This window comes from Streptomyces sp. CA2R106, from assembly GCF_037034245.1.
Lineage (GTDB): Bacteria > Actinomycetota > Actinomycetes > Streptomycetales > Streptomycetaceae > Actinacidiphila.
Genome location: NZ_JBAGKC010000231.1, coordinates 1 through 227, shown reverse-complemented (window position 1 = coordinate 227; position 227 = coordinate 1). Strand labels below are relative to the sequence as shown.

Here is a 227-nt window from a genome sequence, read left to right as displayed (position 1 = left end):
GTGCTCGCGTCCACTGTGTAGTTCTGAAACAACCAGCATCTACACACCACCGACAGGAGATTGGTCTGTTGGTTTGGTGTGTGGGGTGTGGATAGTTTCATAGTGTTTCGGTGGTCATAGCGTTAGGGAAACGCCCGGTTACATTCCGAACCCGGAAGCTAAGCCTTTCAGCGCCGATGGTACTGCAGGGGGGACCCTGTGGGAGAGTAGGACACCGCCGAACAATT

The 227-nt window shown here is 54.2% G+C and carries 1 rRNA gene; it reads left to right on the top strand.

The features are described from left to right. Positions 1-106 precede the first annotated feature (106 nt). Positions 107-223, top strand: a 5S ribosomal RNA gene (rrf, locus tag WA788_RS35880). Positions 224-227: the final 4 nt, after the last annotated feature.